The 24,469-nt window shown below is 31.1% G+C and carries 20 protein-coding genes, 1 rRNA gene and 1 other annotated feature (1 of these 22 cut by a window edge); of the genes, 19 read left to right on the top strand and 2 right to left on the bottom strand.

Translation table 11 applies throughout. From position 1 onward, the window contains the following. The first annotated feature begins 14 nt into the window (after positions 1-14). From D2A34_RS20420 to trxB, 4 genes are all read left to right on the top strand, one after another. Complete coding sequence (locus D2A34_RS20420) at positions 15-833, top strand: ABC transporter ATP-binding protein (RefSeq protein WP_079440421.1); 819 nt, start codon at positions 15-17, stop codon at positions 831-833. 15 nt (positions 834-848) lie between these two features. Then, positions 849-2,897: an alkaline phosphatase family protein gene (locus D2A34_RS20425; protein ID WP_079440422.1), complete on the top strand. Its 2,049-nt coding sequence runs from the start codon at positions 849-851 to the stop codon at positions 2,895-2,897. A gap of 220 nt (positions 2,898-3,117) precedes the next feature. Further along, a complete protein-coding gene (locus D2A34_RS20430) occupies positions 3,118-3,444 on the top strand; it encodes a thioredoxin family protein (protein ID WP_079440423.1) in 327 nt (108 codons plus the stop codon). A gap of 22 nt (positions 3,445-3,466) precedes the next feature. Then, positions 3,467-4,690: a thioredoxin-disulfide reductase gene (gene trxB / locus D2A34_RS20435; protein ID WP_119367814.1), complete on the top strand. Its 1,224-nt coding sequence runs from the start codon at positions 3,467-3,469 to the stop codon at positions 4,688-4,690. Between the two features lie 186 nt (positions 4,691-4,876). Here trxB and D2A34_RS20440 read toward each other — a convergent pair whose 3' ends face one another. After that, a complete protein-coding gene (locus D2A34_RS20440; RefSeq protein WP_079440425.1) occupies positions 4,877-6,256 on the bottom strand; it encodes a TrpB-like pyridoxal phosphate-dependent enzyme in 1,380 nt (459 codons plus the stop codon). 445 nt (positions 6,257-6,701) lie between these two features. After that, positions 6,702-6,960 (bottom strand) — a binding site (T-box leader). A gap of 327 nt (positions 6,961-7,287) precedes the next feature. On the opposite strand from D2A34_RS20440, the gene D2A34_RS20445 reads away from it, so the two are divergent. The 5 genes from D2A34_RS20445 (at position 7,288) to D2A34_RS20465 (ending at position 10,803) form a co-directional block, all read left to right on the top strand. Then, positions 7,288-7,737, top strand: a complete 450-nt coding sequence (locus tag D2A34_RS20445) for a gamma-glutamylcyclotransferase family protein (RefSeq protein ID WP_079440426.1) — start codon at positions 7,288-7,290, stop codon at positions 7,735-7,737. A 118-nt stretch (positions 7,738-7,855) separates the two neighbouring features. Further along, complete coding sequence (locus D2A34_RS20450) at positions 7,856-8,305, top strand: PIN domain-containing protein (protein WP_079440427.1); 450 nt, start codon at positions 7,856-7,858, stop codon at positions 8,303-8,305. A 48-nt stretch (positions 8,306-8,353) separates the two neighbouring features. Further along, positions 8,354-8,635 carry a GNAT family N-acetyltransferase gene (locus D2A34_RS20455; RefSeq protein WP_079440428.1) on the top strand — a complete coding sequence of 94 codons (282 nt, stop codon included), beginning with the start codon at positions 8,354-8,356 and terminating at the stop codon, positions 8,633-8,635. A 224-nt stretch (positions 8,636-8,859) separates the two neighbouring features. Continuing rightward, complete coding sequence (locus tag D2A34_RS20460) at positions 8,860-9,300, top strand: MarR family winged helix-turn-helix transcriptional regulator (RefSeq protein ID WP_079440429.1); 441 nt, start codon at positions 8,860-8,862, stop codon at positions 9,298-9,300. Between the two features lie 57 nt (positions 9,301-9,357). Then, positions 9,358-10,803 (top strand): MFS transporter, encoded by a 1,446-nt coding sequence (locus tag D2A34_RS20465; RefSeq protein ID WP_079440430.1) that lies wholly within the window; start codon positions 9,358-9,360, stop codon positions 10,801-10,803. 94 nt (positions 10,804-10,897) lie between these two features. Here the strand turns inward: D2A34_RS20465 and D2A34_RS26890 are convergent, their stop codons facing one another. Then, a complete protein-coding gene (locus tag D2A34_RS26890; RefSeq protein ID WP_169896798.1) occupies positions 10,898-11,047 on the bottom strand; it encodes a hypothetical protein in 150 nt (49 codons plus the stop codon). Between the two features lie 343 nt (positions 11,048-11,390). Between D2A34_RS26890 and D2A34_RS20470 the strand changes: the two genes are divergently transcribed. The 10 genes from D2A34_RS20470 to D2A34_RS20515 form a co-directional block, all read left to right on the top strand. Next, positions 11,391-12,791, top strand: a complete 1,401-nt coding sequence (locus D2A34_RS20470; protein WP_079440431.1) for a GH25 family lysozyme — start codon at positions 11,391-11,393, stop codon at positions 12,789-12,791. 366 nt (positions 12,792-13,157) lie between these two features. Further along, entirely contained in the window at positions 13,158-14,147 is a 990-nt protein-coding gene (locus D2A34_RS20475; RefSeq protein ID WP_079440432.1) for a polysaccharide deacetylase family protein, read from the top strand. A 183-nt stretch (positions 14,148-14,330) separates the two neighbouring features. Then, entirely contained in the window at positions 14,331-15,011 is a 681-nt protein-coding gene (locus D2A34_RS20480) for a hypothetical protein (protein ID WP_079440433.1), read from the top strand. A 100-nt stretch (positions 15,012-15,111) separates the two neighbouring features. Next, positions 15,112-16,365: a hypothetical protein gene (locus D2A34_RS20485; RefSeq protein WP_079440434.1), complete on the top strand. Its 1,254-nt coding sequence runs from the start codon at positions 15,112-15,114 to the stop codon at positions 16,363-16,365. A gap of 11 nt (positions 16,366-16,376) precedes the next feature. Further along, entirely contained in the window at positions 16,377-17,063 is a 687-nt protein-coding gene (locus D2A34_RS20490; RefSeq protein WP_079440435.1) for a response regulator transcription factor, read from the top strand. A gap of 4 nt (positions 17,064-17,067) precedes the next feature. Then, positions 17,068-18,441, top strand: a complete 1,374-nt coding sequence (locus tag D2A34_RS20495; RefSeq protein ID WP_079440436.1) for a sensor histidine kinase — start codon at positions 17,068-17,070, stop codon at positions 18,439-18,441. A 245-nt stretch (positions 18,442-18,686) separates the two neighbouring features. After that, positions 18,687-19,484: a ribonuclease H family protein gene (locus D2A34_RS20500; protein ID WP_079440437.1), complete on the top strand. Its 798-nt coding sequence runs from the start codon at positions 18,687-18,689 to the stop codon at positions 19,482-19,484. 148 nt (positions 19,485-19,632) lie between these two features. Then, positions 19,633-20,838, top strand: coding sequence for an aldo/keto reductase (locus tag D2A34_RS20505; RefSeq protein ID WP_079440438.1), 1,206 nt, complete (start codon positions 19,633-19,635; stop codon positions 20,836-20,838). A gap of 415 nt (positions 20,839-21,253) precedes the next feature. Beyond that, entirely contained in the window at positions 21,254-23,668 is a 2,415-nt protein-coding gene (locus tag D2A34_RS20510; RefSeq protein WP_278337005.1) for an EAL domain-containing protein, read from the top strand. A 752-nt stretch (positions 23,669-24,420) separates the two neighbouring features. Further along, positions 24,421-24,469, top strand: a 16S ribosomal RNA gene (locus D2A34_RS20515); its annotated part runs 1,367 nt beyond the window's last position; the annotation flags it as partial.

Below are 24,469 nucleotides of genomic sequence, written 5' to 3' on the forward strand. Positions count from 1 at the left end.
AGAGGAGATATACTATGGAATCGTTAGTTGAAATAAATAGAGCAGAAGAGAGAAGTGCAGATTGTTCTGTTGAATTAAAAGATGTCAATTTAATATACAAAAATGGAAAACAATATTTGCATGTATTAAATGAGATTGAGCTTAAATTATTTAATGATGATTTTGTGTGTGTTCTTGGGCCATCTGGTTGTGGAAAAACTTCATTATTAAATGCTATTGCCGGATATAACACAGATATTTCAGGACAAGTACTTATAAATGGTGTACCACATACTAAGCCAAATCCAGATGTAGGGGTTGTTTTTCAACAACCCAATATCTTTCCATGGTTAAGTGTTGAAAAGAATATTGAATTTGGACTTAAGATGAAAGGGATTCCCAAAAAAGAACGAGTAGAAATCGTGAATCATTATGTTAATTTAGTAGGCCTCGAGAAAGCTAGAAAACTGCTTCCTCATCAATTGTCAGGTGGTATGAAACAACGTGCAGCAATTGCAAGAACATTAGCTGCAGATTCTAAAGTAGTTCTACTGGATGAACCTTTCAGTGCATTAGATGCATTAACAAGAGAATCTATGCAAAAGCATCTGAAGAAGATATGGAAAGAATCCAACAAATGTTTTTTCTTTATCACTCATGATGTTGAAGAAGCGATTCTTTTATCAACCAGGATTATTGTAATGAATGCTAATCCGGGAAGAATCGTTAGTGATTTTAGAAATCCACTTCAAAAATACGATGATAACAGTTTTAAAAAAATCAGAACTTCAGAAGAATTTGGTCAGCTTAGAGATTCATTAATTGAATTAATTCAAGGAACTGACTTAGAATAGGGGGAGAGGAATATTATGAAGAGAACAGCACTTACTCAAAAATTATTGGTCTTAGGTGTAGATGGAATGGATCCGAGAGTGAGTCAAAAATTCTTAAAAGAAGGAAAAATGCCAAATTTAAAAAAACTCATTGAACGTGGTTCTGCAAGAGAAGATTTAAGGCAAATCGGTGCAATTCCAACAATTACACCACCTTGTTGGACAACACTTGCTACAGGTGCTTACCCAGGAACACATGGAATTACTTGTTATTGGAGACAATCTCCTGAAAGCCTTGATGCAGTTGTTTATAATATGGATTCTCGTAACTGCAGCGCTGAACAGGTTTGGAATATTACTTCAGCAGCTGATTTAAAAACACTAGTATGGCATTGGCCGGGAAGTTCATGGCCTCCAACCTCTCACAGTGAAAACTTAAGTGTTGTAGATGGTACTCAGCCAGGTTCTGTTAATATGGGTATTGCACAGCTTGATTGGGAAAAAGTTATCGTTGCCTCTCCTGAAATTGAAGAGGTTCGTTATGCACCAAGAGTAGATAAACCAGCAGGTGTTGGGTGCATAATTACAGACCTAGAAGGTACTTTAGATGATGAAGTTGATGATGAAATGATGGAACTTTGGTGGGGGGATACAGCTCGTCAAGGCGGAGAAATTAGAACTTATGTTATGGATGATGATGATACAGAAGTTGTTATTGGAAGTAAGGTAGCTTATGATATAGTAAACTCTCCACTTAAAGAGGCAAAAGGGTGGAAAAATGCTCCGGAAGGAGCTAAAGATTTCACTATAATAACTTCTGGCGGGGTAATGAGACGTCCAGCCTTAATCCTTAAAAATGAAGCTGGAGAATATGACAGAGTAGCTATATATAAAAATAAGAAAGCAGATGAACCAATCGTTATTTTAGAGAAAGATAAGATGGTGACAGGTATTATTGATGATGTTACAAAAAAAGATGTAACTAAACCTGCATGCCGTTCTATGAAAATTTTAGAACTTGATCCACAAGGTACTAAAGTTAGACTTTGGATTAGTAATGCTCTTGATATATCAAATGATCAATTGTGGCATCAAAAATCCTTATATAAAGATATTGTTGAAAATGTTGGTCATGTTCCACCTGTCAGCTTAATTGGTGGAGAGGATGATGAATTGGTAAGGGAAATCTTTGAGCCATCTTGGGCAATTTACAATAAGTGGCAGGCGGATTCACTTAACTACTGTATAAATGAAAAGAAATATGATGTGATATTTTCACATCTTCATAATGTGGATTGTGCAGGGCATCAGTTATGGCATCTTGCTAAGACACTACAGCCATGGGATTACACAGATGAAAAGATTTATCAAGAATTTATTGAAAAGTTCTACATACAAACAGATGATTATATTGGTGAATTCCTGCATCTATTAGACGAAGGCTGGACTGTGTTACTTGTAAGTGATCATGGTCTCATAGTTGGAGAAAATGTACCTCCAATTTTAGGTGAGTATGGCGGTTTAAATACAAAAGTTATGGAAGAGCTTGGTTATACAGTCTTGAAGAAAGATAAAGATGGAAATTCTACAAGAGAAGTGGATTGGGAGAAAACAAGAGCAGTTCAGATTCGTAGTAATTATATTTATATTAATCTAAAAGGCCGTGACAAATATGGTATTGTAGATCCAAAAGATAAATATGATTTGGAAGAACAAATAATCTCTGATTTATATAATTATAGGGATGATAGAACTGGTAAACGGGTTGTTGGAATATGTCTTAGAAATAAAGATGCGGTCTTAATTGGTACTCATGGACCAGAATGTGGTGATCTCTTCTTTTCTATTGAAGAAAAATATAATAGACTCCATGGTGACAGCCTTTCAACTTCAGAAGGATATTTTGATACATCAGTTTCACCAATCTTTGTAGCAGCAGGGTCCGGTATTAAGTCAGGATTCACAACTGAACGTATTATAAGGCAAGTGGATGTGGCGCCCTCAGTTTCTGTATTACTAGGTTTACGCTTCCCAGAGCAGTGTGAAGGAGCTCCAATTTATCAGATCTTCTCAGAAGATATTTAATAAAGAATTATATGGGCAGCTATCGGAAAGTAGCACTTTGATAGCTGCTTTTAAAAAATAAAACAAAGTGTTACAGAGAGCTTAATAATTGTGTTTATAAGATTAACGATACTTATGATAAATTTTTATAAGAAGTATTCATTAAATATTCTTATGAGATTGCGTATTTTATCATGTTCTTAAGTTAAAGCAAAAAGATAATTATAAAGGAGTGAATAGTATGTCTTTACAGCATTTAAATTCTAATGAGTTTGATGAAATTATATATGATAATGCTGAGCCAAGCTTAGTGATTTTCTCTAGAGAAAGCTGTAGCGTATGTCAAGGTGTTGTTCCAATTTTAGAAGATTTACAGTCAAAATACGATGGTAAGTATAATTTTTATTATGTTGATGTTGAAGAACAAAAGAATCTATTTCAAAGATTCTCTTTAAAGGGTGTTCCACAAATTCTATTCTTTAATGGAGGGGAATATCAAGGGAAATTAGCTGGAAATGTTGGAGATGAAGAAATCGAAGAAAAGATTACAGAGGTATTTGAGGCATAATTAGAAAGGAGTGTGTAGGAACATGGGTGAAATAACCAATTTCTATGACTTAATCATCATAGGGGGTGGACCTGCAGGGCTTTCAGCAGCAATTTATGGAGGAAGGGCTAAACTTAAAACTTTGGTAATTAATAAAGGAATGGTTGGAGGTTTAGTAAATACAACAAGGGAAATAGTGAACTATCCGGGCTATGATCAAATCAGCGGCCCAGAACTTATGAAAAATTTTAAGAAACACGCAGAGAGCTTTGGTGTTGAGTTTTTAAGAGATGAAGTTGTAGATACTGATTTGTCTTTAAGAGAAAAACTTATTACTACCAAAAAAGGAAAACAATTCTCAGCTAAGGCTGTGATTGTAGCTTGTGGCAGTGAGCCTAGATTACTAAATATTCCTGGAGAAAAAAGACTCCAAGGCATGGGGGTGGCATACTGTGCAACTTGTGATGCTGAGTTTTTTGAAGGAGAACATGTTGTTGTTGTTGGAAGTGGTGACCAGGCTATTGAAGAAGGGATGTACATCACAAAATTTGCAAGTAAAGTGACTGTCATAGTTCTTCATGATGAAGGGATTCTTGATTGCAATAAAGTAAGCAGCGAAAAAGCTATTAACAATGAAAAGATGGAGTTCATTTGGAACTCGACCATAGAGGAAGTTCTTGGTACAGAGAATGTTGAAGGTGTAAAAATTAAGAACTTAAAAACAGGAAATACAGAAGAGATTTGCTGCCAAGGTGTATTTTTCTTTGTAGGTATGATACCTTCTACTAGTTTTCTTAAAAATAGTAACCTTGAAATGGACTCAAGAGGGCATATTATTGCAAATGAGCTTATGGAGACAAGCTTAGAAGGAATTTATGCCGTTGGAGATAATAGAGTTAAATATTTAAGGCAAGTTGTTTCTGCAGCTGGTGACGGTGCAACTGCAGCAGTGGCGGCAGAGCGTTACATTGAAGAATTAAATAATTTTAATGAAAATCTTCTAAAAAGTGATAAAAGAGTATTGTTACTATTTGTAGATGCCTTAGTTAATGAGAGCTTAGAATTTAGAGCATTATTAGAAGAGGTAAACAGAGAACTAAATTGCAATTACAATATACTAGAAGTTGACATAGCTACAAAGAAAAATCTTGTAGAGATGTATGAGATAAAGGATGTGCCAGCTGTTGTTGTCCTAGAGAAAAGCAAAGAAATTAAACAATTTAGATATACATTAAATAAGGAACAATTAAAGGGTCTATTATGTTAGTCTAGATACTTATCTAATAGCAATGAATTCTACTTATTAAATTCGTAAACGGAAATTATTTATATAAAGCTTTTTTTATTCACTCCTTTTTGAAGTTGAAGAAAGGCTCTTATAATAAAAAGATGGAACCTATAAAGAAACTAAAAACCACTCGATGAAGGCGAGTGGTTTTTAGTTTCTTTATCATTACTCTTGTATTCCAGGAATTTTAGGAAGACCTGAAAATCCTATCTCTAGGTCTTTATCTGTTGGTATATAATCTTTCATTGAGCTATTTAAGTAAGATTCATAAGCAGTCATATCAAAGTATCCTGTACCTGTTAATCCAAAAAGAATTGTTTTAGCTTCGCCTGTTTCTTTACATTTTAAAGCTTCATCAATTGCTCCTCTAATAGCATGTGATGATTCGGGTGCAGGAAGAATAGTCTCATGCTTTGCAAAGAAGACAGCAGCTTCAAATACTTTAGTTTGTTCAGCGGATATAGCTTCCATATAGTCATCATGATAAAGTTTTGAAAGAATAGGAGACATACCGTGATATCTAAGACCTCCTGCATGATTAGCTGATGGAATAAAGCCACTTCCAAGAGTGTACATCCTTGCGAGAGGAGTAATTTTACCAGTATCACAGAAGTCGTATGCATAGCGTCCTCGTGTTAATGAAGGACAAGAAGCAGGCTCCACAGCGATAATTCTAGGATTAGCTTTTCCTGTTAACTTATCTTGCATAAATGGGGCAATTAGTCCACCAAGGTTAGAACCACCTCCAGCGCAACCAATTACAATATCAGGATATTCATCAATCATCTCCATAGCAATTTTGGATTCTAAACCTATTATAGATTGGTGAAGAAGCACTTGATTTAATACAGAGCCAAGTACATATTTGCAGCCATCAGTAGTAACTGCTTTTTCTACAGCTTCTGAAATTGCGCAGCCAAGACTTCCAGTATTATTTGGATCCATTTCTAGGATTGCTTTTCCAGCGTTAGTTGTATTACTTGGACTAGGAATAATATTTCCGTCAAAAGTCCTAATAATCGATTTACGGAAAGGTTTTTGTTCATAAGAACATTTAACCATATAAACAGTCAGTGGAATACCATAATAAGAGCAAGCTTCAGCTAAAGCAGTACCCCATTGACCAGCTCCAGTTTCTGTAGTAAGGCTTGTCAAACCTTGTTTTTTAGCATAATAAGCTTGGGCAATTGCTGAATTTAGCTTGTGGCTGCCTGAAGTATTGTTTCCTTCAAATTTATAATAAATTTTAGCAGGTGTTCCAAGAGCTTTTTCTAAATTGTAGGCTCTAATTAATGGAGATGGGCGGAACATCTTATAAAATTCTTGTAATTCTTCAGGAATATCAATATAGCGTGTTGAATCATCTAATTCTTGTTTTGCGAGTTCTGTGCAGAATACAGGATATAAATCTTCAACTGTTACAGGTTTGAAGTTTTGCGGATTTAGCATTGGATCAGGAAGTTCTTTCATATCTGCACGTAGATTGTACCATTGTGTTGGCATTTGATCCTCAGTAAGATAAATTTTGTGTGGTATTTTCTTCATAATAATAACCCCTTTCATTTTTAAAGTGAAACTTTTTAGGTGGAGTAGTTATGCTCCAGCTGAATTTAGTTGAACTTATCCAGGAGCGTGCAGCCGTTGCCTGTCCTATGAAAAGGAAGAGCTACGGATGCTAGCTATCGGATAAAGTGAAACTTTTCAGGTAGAGTTATACTCCAGCTGAATTTAGCTGAACTTATCCAGGAGCGTGCAGCCGTTACCTGTCTTATGAAAAGGAAGAGTTACGGATGCTAGCTATCGGATAAAGTGAAACTTTTCAGGTAGAGTTATACTCCAGCTGAATTTAGTTGAACTTATCCAGGAGCGTGCAGCCGTTACTTGCCTTATGAAAAGGAAGAGTTACGGATGCTAGCTATCGGATAAAGTGAAACTTTTCAGGAGGAGTTATACTTTAGTTGAATATAAAAAGACCTTTGTCCAGTATTTCTACTAGGACAAAAGTCTATAACTTCTGCGGTACCACCTAAATTGGCAAATATTAGCCCACTCACTTCATGTACAATTAATACATTTTCCTATAGTAACGAGTGGAAACCCCGTCAGGCATTACTAAGCTAATAGAATATAAGCTGTTCCTCCCGCCCTTATAAGTCCATTCGACATAGCCTGCATTGTTGTAATCTCACCCTCTACAACTCTCTTTAAATCCTATAACTAAGTCTACTACTCTTAATCAATGGTTTGTAATAATATTCAATTATTTCCATGATATAATTATAAAGATTTCCGAAAATTTTGTCAATTATTTTTCTAGATTATTGAATATGTTCCAAAGATTCAATGAGTAAGTTTATCAATATTTTAATAAAATATAAAATATCATTATAAGCACCGTCTATGCTTAGCTAAGACAATATCAAAATAATATTAAGTTGACTAAAATAAAAGGTATGCTTACAATAATCTCATATTAACAAGACAATCAAAATAAATAGGATACAGATAAAAATATATGAAACTATTGTTTTTGACTGGTAGTAGTAATACAACTAAAAAAATATAGGGGGCAAAGCATGTATAAATTTTATCTTTTTTCTTATGGTACACTAATGGATGTAAAAATACAAAAAATATTATTTGAACAAGAAATTGCAATGGTTGATGCACTATTGGAGGATTATAAATTATATGCAGATACAGATGGTTATTTTTATGTAAAAAAATATGTTGGTAATGTAATACACGGTAAGATTTTAGAATTAACGAAGGAGCAAATGTGGATTGCAGACCAGTGGGAGGACATTCCAATGTATCTCAGAAAAAAAGTTAGTATTAAGTTAAAAAATGGGGAAAACAGAAAAGCATTTATATATGAAAAAAATAATGTTCAATCAGAAATAGCCGTTAACTATGATAGTTTATCTAATTTGCCCATTGAAGAAGTCATCAAAGAAGCACAAAAAATAAAGGAAATAATAAGATTAAGAATTAAAGATAAATCATTTGTTTATGGAGATATATAAAGTTGGCTAAAAGTAACAGGTATAAAGGACACTTATTGTAGGGAAAGCAAGAATATATATAGTTCTGTGGAAGTATAATAAGTATAAAGTTACATTAATAGTTATAGGAGCAAAAATTATGAATGAATATTTGTTAGATACTAATGTAGTAATAGGACTTTGGAAGCGGTATTCTTGTGTAGTTGATAAGTTAATCCAAGATAAAAGGATTAAAATATTAAGGGAAGTTGCTGAAGAACTTGCTGTGAAAGAAAGAAAAAAATATAAAGGACAGGAAGTTTTATCAGAAAAATTTTGTAAATTACTTCTTTTTACTATAGAAATAGATAAAACAAATATAAAAGAGTTTTACGCTATGATAGATATAAAATATTCGAAAAAAGGAAATGCTTATTTTCATGATACAAACAAGTTATCAGAAAATGATTTATTGCTTTTATATACTTGTTATTTAAATGATAATCTTATATTGGTGACAGAAGATAAATATTTATTCAATGCTGCCGAAAATATATTAGGTAAAGATAGAATAATATCATTAAATACATTAATTATAAAGGAAAATTAAAGATATTTTTATGAAATCATCAAAATTATAAAAAAAGGAAGGTTTATTATGGAGATTAAAAAAGGCGTAAATAAATTTTATATTGGAGACACAGAAGAAAATCCTTTCGCCCTAGTAATACTATCTGATATTGAGCAGGATGTAATAAAAATTGAACATACTTATGTGTATGAACAATTAAAGGGTCAAGGCGCTGGTAAAGAGCTAATAAAGACAGTAGTAGATTTTGCAGTAGAAAAAAATAAAAAGCTTATACCAGTATGTAGCTTTGCTCAAAAAGAATTTGATAAAAACAAAGAGTATGAGCGTGTACTATATAGAGGTATCTAAAATTTTTCATACTAACATAAAGGGAGAGTACTCTAATGTAACATTGCACAAAAGAGTACCCTCCATTTCTAGTTATGGAGAATATAGTCACTTTAATTTTGGCAGATTAATAATAATGGTGCACTTAATATTAATTGTACTAATAAAAAATAAGGTTGACTGGTCAACAAGTTATTTATATAATACTGTTGACTAGTCAATTAAATTTCTCGGAGGAAAAAGTTATGGAAAAAGAGATAATGCATTTTTTAATGCTCAATAGTAAGATTTTTAGAAACTCACAAGGTTATTTAGATAAGGTTTTAAAAAAATATGAAATAAGTAGCGGTTCGATTTCGTACATATTTACTCTAGAAAAAAATGAAGGGATTAGCCAAAATAAGTTAAGTAAAGAAATAGGTAATGATAAGGCGATGTCCGCGAGAACAATTGTAAAACTTATAGATCTAGGCTTGGTATTTAAGAAACAAGATGAAAAAGATAGTAGAGCGTATAACTTATACCTAACAGCAAAAGCTAAAGAACTTATACCTAGAATTCGTGAAGAAATCCAAGCTGTAGTGAGTTTAATAACAGAAGATTTAACGGACGAGGAGAAGTGTATCACTACAAAGTCCTTAAAGAAGGTTTTAGATAGAACACAAAGATTGAAAAATGAAGAGTGATTTTAACTAAGAATAAGAAGAGAGTTAAAAGATAAAATATGATAAGGAGGAGTTTTAATGCAAAAACAAGTAGATATAGAGCAAGAAAAAGGTAGAAGCAGGTGGTCTATATTAATCATTGTTTTAATGTTTACATTTATGTCAGCCTTAGATGGCAGCATTGTAAATGTAGCGTTACCTAAAATGGCAACAGCTTTAAATGTAACAACATCCAAAATTCAATTGATTGCAACAAGCTATTTAATAGTTATTGCCGGAACTGTTTTAATTTTTGGAAGACTAGGAGATATGCTTGGAAAAAGTAAGATGTTTACGATTGGACTAGGGTTATTTACCTTTGGATCTTTATTATGTGGAGTAACAAGCTCGTTTCCGATATTAATTCTAGCAAGAATAGTACAAGCTATAGGTGCTGCTGGAACTATGGCTAATAATCAGGGGATTATTACAGAGACATTTCCTCCAAATGAAAGAGGAAAAGCCCTTGGTTTTTTAGGAACATCTGTTGCGCTTGGCTCTTTAGTGGGACCAGGTCTTGGAGGAATTATAGTAGGAGCAGCAAGCTGGGAATTTATCTTTTTAATTAATGTCCCTATTGGTATAATTGCCTTATATTATGCTTTGAAGCTATTGCCAAAAGGTCACGAAGCAGCAAAAGGGAAGTTGGATAGCGTAGGTGCTATATTATTTATATTTACTATAGTTCCTCTTTTTGGAGCTTTAGATGAAGGATTAAATCGTGGTTTTACAGACCCATTAATTTTATTAAGCTTCGTAGTAGCAATTATTTCATTTATTGTATTTGTATTAGTTGAAAAGAAAAAAGAAAACCCACTATTGCAACTACAGATATTCGGGAATAGATTATTTTCTTTAAGCATTTTTTGTGCATTTATAACATTTGTAGCGATATTCTGTAATAATATTATTCTTCCTTTCTATCTTCAGGATGTAATGAATTATACGCCACAACATGCGGGTCTGATACTTATGGTTTATCCTTTGATTTTAGCAGTGGCGGCTCCTGTTAGTGGAAATCTATCTGATAAGATTGGCTCAGAGGTATTAACTTTTATAGGATTAGTTATTATAAGTATAGGGTTAATCTTAATGTCTACACTAAATGTGAATTCAACAATACTAAACATGATGTTATTTATTGCAATCATGTCCGTAGGTATGGGGTTATTTCAATCACCTAATAATTCTTTGATAATGTCAACAGTACCAAAAGATAAACTTGGAATCGCTGGAAGTGTAAATGCACTAGTAAGAAACATAGGAATGGTATGTGGAATAGCTTTAGCAACAACTCTATTGTATAGCATGATGAGTTTCAAAATAGGATATCGTGTTACTGATTATGTTGTAGGAAGAAATGATGCTTTTATTTATGGTATGAGAATTGTATACATAACAGCAGCAGTTATAAGTTTAATTGGAGCATTTTTAACATTTATTAGATTAAGAGGGAAAAAGCAGGAGAGTAAAAAACATAAATAGAACAAAATAGCAAGCAGGTTATCCTGCTTGCTATTTTTTATAGTGCACACATAAAATTTTACAATTCAAACTGGTATCTATATGGATTTATATTTTACCATCTTAATGTATCTTCGTATATATCTTTATTAGTTGGTTTAGGAGTTACACGAACATATGCATATTCAGGAGCTTTATATCCTGGACCATATATTAAAAATTCTATAACTTTCTTAGCCAAAGTTCTGACGAATAATTTATTCATTTAACATCACTCCTTACTTGTGTGTTTATAGTAATTATACTAAAATTTTTAGAAAATTGCAACAATTATCAGTGGATAGCAATTATTACGTAGTATAAGTACTAAAGTTTACTAGTAACGTCTATTAGAAATACACAGATCAATGTAAGGGGGTGGGGATTATACATAGATTGAAAGAGATTTTTATGTCACTGTGTACCATTATTATCCTTAATATCCATAGTAAAATAATTGTTTACTATGTTAGACGAATATATAATTTAAATATATTGGAGTTACTGAGAGATTCTTTTTAAATAGCAACTCAGTAAGCATTACTAATGAAAAAAAGGAGAATGATTCCGTGAGCATTAAGAAGAAAATTACATTATTTCTTTTAACGATTGTAATTATATTGAGTTTTGGTCAAACGTTAAGTGTCCAAGCTGCGACAAGTGATTTGATGGCAACATCAAATATAGTTCCAAATCCAGGGATATCTGAAAGTAAACCAAATTCATTGAATGTTATTTCGGAGTATGATACTAAAAGTATTGATAATCCCGGAAATATAAATATAACATCAGAAATTGGTTGGAAAAAGGTAAATGGATATTGGTATTACTACAAATCAGATAATACAAAGGCAAGAGGTTGGATTAAGCCAGATGAAAATTGGTATTACTTAAGTTATGATGGCAAAATGCTAACTGGTTGGATAAATTCTAATAGTATGTGGTATTATTTGGATAAGTCGGGAAGCATGGCGACAGGCTGGAAACAAATAAATAATATTTGGTACTTTTTTAATGGTTCAGGTACTATGATTACTGGTCTTAATAAAATCGATAATAAGACTTATATGTTTTACAGCAGTGGGGCAATGGCAACTGGGTGGATGAAATTAAATAATTACTGGTATTATTTCTATAATAGTGGCAGTATGGCAAATGGATGGATTACTTCAGGTGGAGTTAATTATTATTTACATGATACTGGAGCTATGGCTAAGGGGTGGATTAATCTAAATGGAACTTGGTATTACTTAAAATCAAGTGGAGCAATGGCAACAGGTTGGGTAAATTCAGGAAGCGATTATTATTACTTAGATCCATCTACAGGAAGATTACTTACTGACACTATCGCAGGTGGATATCAAATTGGTCCTGATGGTAGGAGATTAGGTGCAGCTAGTAGATATAAGGGAATAGATATCAGTCACTATAATGGAGATATAAATTTTGCAAAAGTGAAAGCAGCTGGAATTCAAGTTGTATACATGAAAGCTACAGAAGGGACAACTATTGTAGATAATTATTTAGGAATTAATTATAATGGTGCAAAAAGTGCTGGATTAAAGACTGGTTTTTATCATTTCTTAGTTGGGACAAGCTCTCCTGAAACTCAGGCACAAAATTTTTATAATAACATAAAAAATAAGCAAAGCGATCTAAAGCCAGTACTAGATGTAGAAAAAGCTGGATTTGATGTTATGGATTATTCTATAAGATTTGCAAATGAATTTAAAAGATTAAGTGGCATGGATGTATGTATATATACATATTCTGAGTTTATAAAAAATTTAGATAGCAGATTATCTAAATATACACTATGGGAGGCAAATTACTCTAGAAGTTTTGAAAATTTACCTTCTAATAGTATATGGAATTCTAGAGCTGGATTCCAGTATACAGATCAAGGTAATATTGATGGAATAAATGGTAATGTAGATTTAGATGAATTTACACAGGATATTTTTAGATAATTTAAGTAAGAATTAAAAAAGTGAATACAGTGTATTTATAAATAAAGCTATCCTCAAAGGATGGCTTTTTTTGATTAGGAAAGATTAGTATGTTTTAATCTAAGTTATATGAGAAGAAAAAATTTCTATTTGGTAGAATTAAATAGAGATTCTTACTATCAAAAACTGTAACTTCTTTGTAACCCATTTTGCCTAGATAACTTTTATACTTTAGATAAGTTATCAAATCATTAGAATAAACTTAATTGAATAAAGTCATGCATCCATTAGGTATAAAACTAGTGTTAATTTAAGTTTGTTTATATATAAAATAAGCTTAGTAAGATAATTAAATAATGTTTAATATAAACTATGGGGGAGAAATTAATGAAAAAACAGGGTAGATATAAAAATATGAGAAATAAAAAGGTGAAACGAGCTAAGGTAACAATTTTATTTGCATTTATAGTTTTATTTGTAGTATGCATAACCTCATTAATTGCTATAAAGATATTAGATGATGGGCAAGAAGTACAAGCACTCGATGTAAATAATACTAATTATCCAAATTCAGAGAATAATATAAATGAAATGTTTAATTCTAAAAATAACGATTTAGATACCGATGATAGAAAAGAAATCAATTATGGTTCTGATGCGCCAGGAAATAAATCAGAAGTTGAAGATGTTGCGTTTCTAGAAAACTATCTAAATAAAGAAATGAAAGGTGAAAAACATGATAAATCGGATGGTAAAAAGGTTGCTTACTTAACCTTTGATGACGGACCATCAGTAACGGTTACGCCTAAAATATTGGATATACTTAAACAAGAAAATATACATGCAACTTTTTTTCTTGTAGGAAAAGCTATAGATGATAATAGTACTGCTAAAAATCTTGTAAAAAGGGAGGCTGCTGAAGGACACTCCATAGCAAATCATACATATTCACATAATTATAATTATTTATACCCAAATAAAAAAGTGAGCTTAAATAATTTTATGTCAGAGGTTGAAAAAACAAATCAATCTTTAAAAAGAGTGTTAGGGAATGATTTCTCAACTAGGGTAATTAGATTACCAGGAGGTCGTATGACTTGGAACGTCAATGATTCTGATGGAATGAGTAAGTTGGACAAGACTTTGCATGATAAAGATTATCATGAAATTGACTGGAATTCACTTTCTAAAGATGCTGAAGGGCAACGTAAAAATGCAGAGCAATTAAAACAAGAAGTTATAAAATCAGTGGCTGGGAAAGAAAAAGTTGTAATATTAATGCATGATACCTATGGAAAAGAAGAAACTGCAAAAGCGTTACCTGACATAATAAAATATCTAAAAGAGCAGGGATATGAGTTTAAAATCATCAGATAAACTAAAATTTAAAGTAAAGAGGCAAATAAAACTGTAACTTTTTTGTAACGCTTTTTGTGTAGAAAACTTTTATACTTTAGGTAAGTTATAAAAGTATTTCATATTAGCAATGTTTCAGTAAATTACTCAAATGGATTTTATGATATATACAAGGAATAATAAAAATTAGTTAGGAGAATATTTATGATAAGTAAATTTGGAAAGAGATCTAAAATATGGTTTGTAGCAGGTATCATAGGTACTATTACTATAAGTTCTGCAAGCATAATGGGATGTGGTCCTAATAAGTCACCTAAAATACATGCTGATAATAAAGGAATATCAGTTGAGAAAGTCTCAGAAAATAGCGATGAAATGGAAGTACTTGGCATTGAGAAGTCATCCAATAATAAGGATAATAAAGAAATAGAAAGTCCACCAGTAAAAAAGCAAAATGATTCAGTAAAAATAGTGGAAGATAAAAAAACTATACAGGTGTCAAAGTCAGATGATGGAAAGAACAACTTCACAGGATATATGAATTTACTAGGATTGAATAAAGAAAAACTTATAAGCACATTAAATGAAAATCCTAATTCTATCGGAGAAGGTGGATTGGAATTTAAAAAAGCTGGTATTAGAGTTTGGTTTGATCAGAAAAATAATGATAGGGTAGAGCAAATATTTACCATGAGAAATGATTTGGATTTAAATGGTGTTAAGATTGGTGATAAGATAAGTAGATTTAAAGAAGTTTTTGGAAATCCAGTTAGTGATAAAAATGGAGATGCACATTTTAAGTATAACAATATATTTTTATCTATAAATTATGACACAAAGACAGAACAAGCATATGCGGTGTACATTTTAAAAAATGATTTTTAGTATAGTGGAAACAGGTTTATTATTATAAACTTAAGGAATTATAGTTATAGATAAGGTAACAATAAAAAATAAATAAAATGAAAAATGGGGTGTGCAAGTCATGATGAAATATGGAAGAGTTATTATACTAATTATTTCCCTAGGAATTGTTTTTACAGGCTGCGGAAAAGTTGTAGATACAACTAGTTTAATTCAAGCTCCTATGCTTTCAAATGGAAAAGAAAATGAAATTAATATAACATTAAAAGAAATTTTGCCGCCTGGAAGCGAATATGTGACTCCTAAGAATACGCAGCAAAAGCAAAGTATTTTTACTGAAGATATAGATAAAGATGGTAAAACTGAAGCTTTTGTATTATATAGGGATATGAAAGAAAATAGACAAGTTCATTTATTGATGCTTCAAGAAGAGAATGGAAAATGGAATAAGACACTTGATATAGATACTAATTTTAATATTCTTGATTATTTTAGGCTTGAAGACCTTGATGGAGATGGGAAAAAAGAAGTGATTTTGGGGACTTCAATATCGGATTCTGAGCCAAGTAAACAGCTACTTATATATGAATTGGATGGAAAAGAATTAGTTAATAAAGTTAATCGATCTTACGAATGGATAGATATATCTGACTACAATGGAGATAACAAGCCTGAGGTTCTCATACTAGATGGAGAAATAACTAAATCAAAAACAGCAGAAATGTTTAATTATGAAAATGAGCAGTTAAAATCTCTTACTTTTGTGAACCTAAATCCTGATGGTCTAATTGAGAATTTTGTAAGTGGAAAATTAGCAGATGGGAAGAAAGCATTATTTATTGATAGTTCACTGGGTGCTCATTCCATGTTAACCGAAATTGTTGCATACGATAATGGAAAGCTTATTAAAGTAGGAGATGAAAATGATGGCAATTTATTTAAGGCGTATCCATTATATAGCAGGGATATCAACAATGATGGTATTATAGATGCTGGAGGGATGTATATCCCTAAAGGATTTGAAGATGCAGCAATGGCAGAAATTCCTTTTATCTATACTTACTCTGATTATCGCGAAGATGGAACACATGAAATTATTGAAGAAAGATATACAGATAGTGTACAGCATTTTTATATTATAATTCCTTCCAAGTGGTATGGGAAAATAACGATTCAAAAGCTTGATCAAGGTGTTAGAATAGTAGATAATGAAGGCCAAGAAAATTTATTTGAGGTAAAATGGATAAATAAAGGATTATATAATGATTCCATTACCAAGCTTGGAGAAACAAAGGATACTGTATTTTATACTGATATAAAAGAAGAACTACCTATTTCAAAAGATAATTTTCATTTACTTAAAGATGAATTTTAATGGAGGGAAACATGGAAACAATTCTTGTTGTTGAAGATGAACTGTCAATTCGAAGTTTTATCTGTCTTAATTTGAAAAAGAAAAAGTATGAGGTTCTGGAAGCTGAGAATGGAGAAGAGGCTTTGGATATTTTTAATAATAAAAAAGTCGATATTGTCTTGCTAGATTTAATGCTTCCAGGCATTGATGGATTTGAGGTATGTCAGGAGATTAGAAATATAAGTCAAACTGTTGGGATAATTATGCTTACAGCTAGATCTCAAGAGGAAGATAGAGTTAAAGGGCTTGTACAAGGTGCGGACGATTATTTGCTAAAGCCTTTTAGTATGGCTGAGCTAGAGGCAAGGATTATATCTTTAACGCGAAGATTAAATTATGTGCATTTAAAAAAAGATAGTTCAATTCTTAAATCAGGCGCTTTTGAGCTTGATGTAATAAATAAAAAAGTATCTTACCTCGGAAAGGATATTAAAGTAACTCCAACAGAATATTGCTTGCTTCAATTTTTAATAAACAATAAGAATAAAGTATTTACGCGGGATGAGATTTTAGATGAAGTTTGGGGGATAAATTATGTTGGTGATGTAAAAGTCGTTGATGTGAATATAAGACGTATTCGAAGGAAAATTGAGCATGATCCATCAACGCCAGAGTATTTATGTACAGATTGGGGATATGGGTACTTATGGAAGGAGTAAAACTATGAAGAGAAAGATCATTTTTTATTTTATGATCATAAGTTTATTCACGTTAAGTCTTGTGATGGTTGGATTTGGAATTGGGATTAGACAATACTATTATCAGGGGATTGTTAATACATTTCAAAGCCAAGCTGAGGCAGTACCTTCTGTATTTACAAATCAAAATGATTTTACTAATAGTAATTTGATGGAATTTAGTGATGAAATTATTAAAAATTATCAGTTTGAAGGAGCAGAGTTGCAACTACTGAAGAGAAGTGGAAAAGTGATCCAATCAACTACAGGTTTTTATGAAGATAAAACTTATTTAGTGGATCCTTCTGTACTAGATTTGAAAACCACTTATAAAATAGAGAAAAGTTCATATTCAGGTCAGAAGATTATGGCAGTATATACTCCTTTTGTTTTTGACGGTCAGGTATTAGGTATTTTACGATATACAACATCGTTAACACAAGTTGATGCCTTAATTATAAATCTATTAAGCTATGGAATGATTATATGTACTTTTATTGCTGTCATTGTATTTCTTATAAGCCTTAGGTTAGGGAATATGATAGTAGAACCATTAAATAATATTATTGATTTTACAAAGAAAATAGCAGAGGGGAAGTACAAGGAAAAGATTAAAAATACTTATCCAAATGAGTTTGGAGAAATAGCAAGAACCCTTAACTACATGGGAGATGAAATATTAAAAACTGATCGTTTAAAAAATGACTTTATCTCTTCAATTTCTCATGAACTAAGAACTCCTTTGACAGGAATTAAAGGATGGGTTGAGACTATGCAGGATCCAGATGGATTAACAGATGAGGAATTTCAATTTGGACTAGGAATTATAGATACTGAATCAGAAAGACTTATTAATTTAGTAGAGAATCTATTAGATTTTTCAAGATATCAGTCAGATAGAATGAAGCTTATTACATCTGAAGTTAAGGTAGATAAACTTATTCGTGAAGTGACATTCCAGCTTCAAAAGAAAGCAGAAATAAAAGAAATTGAATTAATAGTTGAAACAACCCCTGTAATTATTACAGCAGACGGTGATAAATTAAAGCAAGTCATACTAAATGTATTAGATAATGCAATTAAGTTTTCATATAAAAATAGTGAAGTCCATGTCATTCAATTGGTTGATGATGATTCTGTTTCAATTAAAATTAGTGATACAGGTATTGGAATTAAAAAAGAGAATTTAAAGCATGTTATGGAGTCATTCTATAAGATTGATCCTAAATCTATTGGTGCAGGGCTTGGGTTAGTAATTTCTAGAAATATTGTAGATATGCATAATGGCGTTTTTAAAATTGACAGTGAGTACGGAAAAGGCACAACGGTGATAATTTCACTGCCTCTTGAAAGATACTAAATACTACATAAAATCTTGGAATAAATTGATATTTTTTAGCTGAAATTTTCGAAAATATAGAAAGTTTCAGCTTTAATTTTGTTATAATGATATATGTATTAGTAAACTCTATAAGATAAGAGATAAATCTAAATAATTCGTTATTTAAATTGAGTAATAAATTTATTATATGGATGTGATGCAAATTAGGGAAGATAATAGTGAAAATATACATTGAGATATATTTATTTTAAGGAGTACTTTTTATGAAAATGATGCTTTTTTCAATGGAAATAATAGATGAAGAAAATAATAATTATAAAATTAAAATCAGTAATGGCATAGACAACTCCTTTGTGGAATTTAATCCTTTGAAAAAAGAACTGCATTTTATAGATAATAACAATTTGAGTGATTTTTTTAAAGGTCAGGAATATCAGTTTAGAAAAATGTTGCATAATAAGCGTATAGATACATACTATGTAGGATTTAAGGTGAAGGTGGTCATAAGAGAAGATAAAGATGTAGCAGCTTTTAATGATAGAAGTAAAATATTAGTTTTGGATAAACGAAACAATAATTATGATAGTTATGCAATAGATGAAAATAAGGCTGAAGCAAGAATTCATAAGATCTATACAGATGCCAGTTATTTTGAGAAGAAAAATCATGGTGGATTTGCTTTTATAATAGAAGATTTAACAGGAAATTATAATTTATATACAGATAAAGTGAAAGACATAGGAAGCAGCCAAGCTGAACTTGAAGCGGCAATAAAAGCTCTTGAGTTATTAAAGGACATTAAAAAAATAAGAATAATAACTGATAGTCAATATGTTAGAAAAGGGCTTACGGAATGGTTACCTATCTGGAAATTAAATGACTTTAAGACCATCAATGGAGAGTCGGCTAAAAATATAGATAAATGGCTTAACTTTGATAAAGTCTGCGGTGAAAAGTATATTGAATTTCAATGGGTAAAGGCACATTCTAACCATTTTGAAAACTCACTTTGTGATATGTATGCAAGAGATACAGCTAAAAGTTTTAAGGGAAAAATGTAAAATAAAAAAATTATTATATTTTCATTTAAATATTGTTTTAAAGAAAACTTTTTAAATATGTTAAGTATCTATACGAATTTATTGTTTATACTTTCATTTTTGTTATAATGAATTTAATACTTGAATTATTGATGAGGTGATTGTAATAATGGAGTCCATAGAAAAAACTTCAAAAATGAAGTATAGGAAAGACAAAAATGGAAATCCACTGTCTATATTAGGCTATGGCTGTATGCGTTTTACTAAAAAGGGTAATAGTATTGATATTGATAAGGCGGAAAAAGAGGTTATGGAAGCAATAAATAGTGGAGTCAATTATTTTGACACTGCTTATGTTTACCCAGGTAGTGAGGTAACATTTGGTGAAATTCTAAAAAGGAATAATTGTAGGGATAAAATATCTATTGCCACAAAGCTTCCGCATTACATGGTTAAGTCAAAAAAAGACTTGGAAAAGTATTTTAATGAACAATTAAGAAGACTTCAGACAGATCATATTGATTATTATCTTATGCATATGCTTACTGATGTGATGACATGGGAACGCTTAAAAGCATTTGGCGTTGATGAATGGTTAAAGCAAAAAGTTCATAATGGGCAAATTCGTAATGTTGGATTTTCTTATCATGGAAATACAGAAATGTTTATTCAGCTTTTAGATGCATACGATTGGGATTTCTGTCAGATTCAATATAATTATTTAGATGAGCATAGTCAGGCAGGAAGAAGAGGACTTGAAGCTGCGAGTAAAAAAGGATTACCTGTAATTATAATGGAGCCATTAAGAGGTGGAAGACTAGTTAATTTATTACCGGAGAAGGCTAAGAATATTATAAAAGAGAATTCAAAGAAGCGTACTGCTGCAGAATGGGCATTCCGTTGGCTTTGGAATCAACCTGAAGTTACATGTGTACTTTCTGGAATGAATTCTCTTGAAATGGTTCAGGAAAATATAAAAGTTGCAGAGAATGTAACAGCAGGTGAATTTACAAAAGAAGATTTCGAGTTAATAGAGCAAGTTAAGAATGAAATCAATAGGAACATCAAAGTGGGATGTACGGGATGTGCCTATTGTATGCCATGTCCTAAAGGGGTAGATATTCCAGGAACTTTTCATTCCTACAATATGATGTATGCTGAAAATAAGAAAAATGGCAGAAGAGAATATCTTATGTGTACTGCATTACGAAAGAATACAAGCAGTGCTTCACAATGTGTTGAATGTGGTAAATGTGAAAAGCATTGTCCACAGCATATTGAAATCCGAAAAGAACTAAGAAATGCCCGCAGAGAATTAGAGACACCTATATATAAAATTGCAAAGACTGTGGTGAAGATATTTAAAGTATATTAATGCTTATAAAAATACAGTAATAGTGATGCATTTTCGTGGAATACTAAGTTAAAAGGAGAGATTTTCTTATCTTTAGAAAATCTCTCCTTTAATTAATTCATATTCAATGTTAGTTATTATAATAAGTTAATTTTGCGATCATCTCAAAGTTTTGAAGAATAAATGTGATGAAAAGAAAGTACAATTAGAAAAAATATATATTTATTTTATGGTTATATTTTTCAAATGATGTTTGAGATAGTTAAAAAATATTGAATAGTTTTTGAATTAATAATAGAATAATATTATGGCAAAAAATGTTGAATTATGAAATAAATTATTAGAAGTATTGAAATTTGTAATATAGAATATTAGTTTATATGAATTTTAGTTTGCTGAAATATTTTGCACAGGAGATGATATTATCAAGATTACGTTGTTTTTATTACTATTTTTATGTTGTATTTCTTATTTGTTATTAGGATTATATGGCTATAGAATGGATAGGAAATCAAAAGCTAATGAAGTTTTTTTAGGGTTAGCTATTTGTTGTAGCCTTTGGTCAGGGGGATATGCAATGATGTTAACCTCTGATAATATAAACATTGCATTTTTTTGGAGGGGAGTTTCGGTTTTAGGTTATTGCTATTTCAACGGGTTCTGGTTATATTTTGCATATTTACTTAACAATACAGAGGAACTAGATTACATTTCAATAATAAAGTTTTTAGCATACGTTCCTACAACATTATTGTTTATTGCTAATATTTTGGTTGAACCAACTACAGCAATGATTAAGGAAGGTTATGGTTGGATTGATGTAGCGCCAGAGTTAGCTGCTCAAATTGTATATACTGTATGGGCCATCATTCTTGATATAGCAGGTGTTATAATATTGTTTTTAAGAGGAAAGCATTCAAAAAAGAATAGAGTAAAGAAGCAGAATAGACTTATTTTAATAACTTGTATAATAAGTATCTTCATTGGAATTATAACAGATCTTATTTTACCTTTGGGAGGTATAGTTATTTTTCCTTCAGCAGTTCTAACAGGAATTATCGCTTTAGGCGGTATTTATTATGCAATAAGTAAGCATAGAATGATGTTTACTAGTACAAGATATATATCTGAATATATTTTTAATACTGTTATAGAGCCGATTTTCATTTTAGATGAAGATTTTAATATTCAATATTGTAATGAAATGTCTTTAGTTATAACTGGCTATAACTTTAAAGAAATAGAAGGAGAGCCTTTTAGGAATCTGATAGTTTGTGAGAATATTGATTTCAACATTATAAGGAAAAATGAATATGTAAAAAATATGGAAGTAAATCTACAAAAGAATGATGGAAGTGATATTGCATGTGAATTATCAAGCACTGTTATATTTGATGAATATAGCGATATCCTAGGTGTAGTAGTTTTATTACATGATATTTCAGAAAGAAAGAAAATATCAGAGATAGAAAAGAAATATACCTTGAAATTAGAGGAAACAAATATTATGCTTAAAAATCAGATTAGAGATAGAATACGAGCGGAGGAGCAAATTCGTCATTATGTATACTATGATCCATTAACAGAGATTGCAAATAGAAAAATGATGTTGGAAAACCTTGATATGCTTTTAGAGGACAAAGATAATAGCTTTTTAATTCTTTTTATAGACTTGGATGGTTTTAAATCTATAAATGATAATTATGGACATTTAGTAGGTGATAATGTTCTCAAAAATGTTGCTGATTCATTGAAAAATGTAATAGGCCAAGATGGTTCGATTTTCAGGATAGGTGGAGATGAATTTATAATCATTTTAAGAAATATAGAATCAAGTACTTATATCAATGAAATTTCAGTAAGGATTCAAAAAGTATTAGAAAAGCCTTTTATATATAATGGAGAATCTTTAATTGTAGGAGCAAGTATAGGTATAAGCATATTCCCTGATCATGGAGATGATTCAGATACTTTAATTAAAAAGGCTGATTTAGCTATGTATGAAGTCAAGAAAAAAGGGGGATATGGTTATGCTACATATTCATCCAAAATGAATGATAAGTTTTTTGATAAGGTAGAAATGAAAAAGAAAATAAACAAGGCTATGGAAGATAATGAATTTACAATCTATTATCAGCCTATTATGGATCTAAGAACAATGAAAGTTTTAGCTGCAGAAGCTCTTATAAGATGGAGGCAAGGGGATAAAATTGTTTCGCCTGTAGAATTTATTCCAATTGCTAAAAGTGTTGGTGAAATGACTTCAATTGATAATTGGGTATTAGAAAATGCTTGCATGCAATGTAAGAGGTGGAATGAACTTGGAAGCAATATTAATATATCAGTAAATACATCTTATGCTCAATTAGTACAACCTGAGTTTGTATTAATTGTCCAAAATATTTTGGAGACTTATTCATTTCCAGCAGAATATCTTAATATAGAAATAACAGAAGATGAAGCCATGGAGGATTTTCCTATAATTATCGATGCATTGACAAAACTGAAAGCTATGGGGGTCAAAATTTCATTAGATGATTTTGGGACAGGATACTCATCTATTAGTTATGCAAGTAAATTGCCTGTTGATAAAATAAAAATTGACAGAACACTTATAATGAATCTAGAAAAAGATGATAGAGATAGAATGATAGTTAAAGCAATAATAAATACAGGACATAGTTTAGGTCTTAACATTGTCGCAGAGGGAATAGAAACACAGGAACAATTTAGAATCCTAAATGAGTTTGAGTGTGATTTTATTCAAGGCTATCTAATTGGAAGACCCATGGAAGCATCAGAATTTGAAAAAAATTTTATTAACGAAGAAGCTGCAACTATGAAGATGTGAAACAAAGAAATATCATATTAGAATATGATATCGGTATAAAAGCTATCCGTAACAAGGATAGCTTTTATCATAGTAGGAAAGGATAAACCAAAAGATTTGTTAGCAAATATAAAAAATTCTAAAAATGTATCTAGGGAATCGTGAATATAAGGTGATTTTAGAAGATTCAATACATCAACTATGGCTAGTGTATCATTATCTGAAATAGTTAGTAAATTCGAGAATAACTACGTATTGTAGGAATAAATACATATAATAGTAAAAACATGAAGAATGAGAGCGATGTAGAGATGTTAAGATAAAACACGTCGCTGAGACACATATAAAACCAGCAATTTAAACTTAAGAAAGTATCTCATAAGAGAGCTAAAAAGTAGTTTGAAAATTGTTGATAATGTTAAGTAGTGATAATACGATGTAATTCGTCGCTGAAAAGTACAGAATTCAATAACTTAAACTGAAAGAGTATACAAGAAAAATACTTAAAAAGTTTTTTAAAAAAGGTTGTTGACAAGGTCTCAAAGCGGTGATATACTGAGTAAGCTGTCAGAAACGACAGAAGCTTATAAGCCTTGAAACAAGAGGTTTAAGGAAGAAAATTGGTCTTTGAAAATTGAACAGAATATAATAAATACATTTAAGTAAACCAGCAATTCTTTATTTGAGTAAGCTAAGATTAAACTTTTTCCAATATGGATAAGTTCAACTAACATTTAGCTGAAGGTAAACTTCATCTAAATTAAGTTTCACTTTATATTGAGAGTTTGATCCTGGCTCAGGACGAACGCTGGCGGCGTGCTT

It is taken from the genome of Clostridium chromiireducens (assembly GCF_003575225.1).
Classification (GTDB): domain Bacteria; phylum Bacillota; class Clostridia; order Clostridiales; family Clostridiaceae; genus Clostridium; species Clostridium chromiireducens.